This is a genomic window from Variovorax sp. WDL1 (genome assembly GCF_001541225.1).
GTDB lineage: Bacteria > Pseudomonadota > Gammaproteobacteria > Burkholderiales > Burkholderiaceae_C > Variovorax.
In genome coordinates this window covers 1-1,519 of sequence record NZ_LMTS01000229.1, presented here as the reverse complement: position 1 = coordinate 1,519, position 1,519 = coordinate 1, and the positions used below count along the sequence as shown (strand labels likewise).

Sequence of the window (1,519 nt, the reverse complement as noted above, 5' to 3'; positions counted from 1 at the left end):
TGGACCGACCCCCGAACCTTGGACACATTTGACTTGATGTTTCGATTTCTTTAGGCCCCTGCCAGGCCGCCGGAGGCGCCCCCGGTTGGCCATGTACTCATGGCCAACCCTGAGTCTCCCGCTGCCTGTACTCGATGGGGCTCAGGCCATTCAGAGACATCTTTATTCGATCGACGTTGTAGTAGCGAATGTAGTCGTGCAGAGCACCTTTTAAGTCCTCAATGTTTTCGAACTTGTTGATGTAGAAGAGCTCGCACTTCAGTGTTCCAAAGAAGCTTTCCATCGCCGCATTGTCGAGGCAGTTGGCCTTGCGCGACATGCTCTGCACCAGCTTGTTTTCCTGTAGACGCTTTCGAAAAGCAGGCATGCGGTACTGCCAGCCCTGGTCCGAATGCAGCATCGGTCTTTCGTCGGAGCCGAGCAGGCCCAAAGCCTTGGTGAGCATGCTCTCGATCATGGACGGCAACGGGCGCTCCGCGATTTCGTACGAAACGATCTCACGGTTGTACAGGTCCATCACGGGTGAAAGGTAGAGCTTTCGATTGTTGACCTTGAACTCGGTCACGTCCGTCACCCATTTCTCATTCGGCTGATCGGCCGTGAAATCATGCTGCAGGTGGTTGGGTGCCGTCTCGCAAACTGCCCCCGCAAAGGCTTGGTAACGCTTGGGCCGAACCAGCGACTTCAGTTGCATCGCAATCATCAGTTTTTGAACCGTCTTGTGGTTGACAGTCCAGCCGTTCCGCTTCAGCTCGGCGGTTACGCGGCGGTAGCCGTACCTGCCCCGGTGGCGGTCAAAGATCTCTCGGATCTTGGACTTCAGATCGCAGTGCCTGTCGATGGTCTTGAGAGCTTTTTGCTGGTAGTAGAAGCTACTGCGTGGCAGACAGGCAGTCCGCAACAGACCGGCGAGCGGGAAATGAGGCCTTAGCTCGATCACGATCAGCGTCCTTTCACGGGCACTGAGCGTCTCTTGGCTCGAACCAAGGCCTGCGCTTTTTTTAGGTAGGCGTTCTCCATGCGAAGCTGCTGGACATCGCGTAGCAGTTCCTCCCGGCTGCGTTGATCGTCAGCGGGTGCCTCTTCGTCGGCGCGCTGGCGCCGCGTCTTCTTCATAGTCGTCTGCTCTTCTTTCCATCCGGGTCGCAATGCTAATTCACCATGGACGGAATACAGCCGCCACCATTCTGCTACCTGGTCGCGACGCCTGACGTTAAAAATCGCCGCAGCCTGGTTGCACGAAAGTCCTTCTTCGCTCATTCGTCGGAGGACCTCCAGCTTGAATGCAGGATCGTAGTTGCTGCGCCTTTTCGTTACCACGCCCGCATCGCCCAGAGAGTCATAGCCAGCGACCCATTTGCGCAACGACGCCACGTTCACGCCCTGGGCCGCTGCCGTCGCGAGCAAGCCACCGCCACCTTTCCTGTACGCCTTCACTGCGTCCAGCTTCTGCTTGTCTGTGTACCTGATCATCCCGTTTTCCTAGATTCGGTTCGTCCAGGTTTTGGGGGTCAGATCA

At 56.8% G+C, this 1,519-nt stretch carries 1 protein-coding gene; it reads right to left on the bottom strand.

Annotated features, from left to right (window positions below; genetic code table 11):
* Positions 1-97: 97 nt before the first annotated feature.
* A protein-coding gene (locus tag APY03_RS40690; RefSeq protein ID WP_443082848.1) for an IS3 family transposase occupies positions 98-1,473 on the bottom strand; the annotation gives its coding sequence in 2 pieces (ribosomal slippage) (positions 98-996 and positions 996-1,473; 1,377 coding nt in all).
* Positions 1,474-1,519 lie beyond the last annotated feature (46 nt).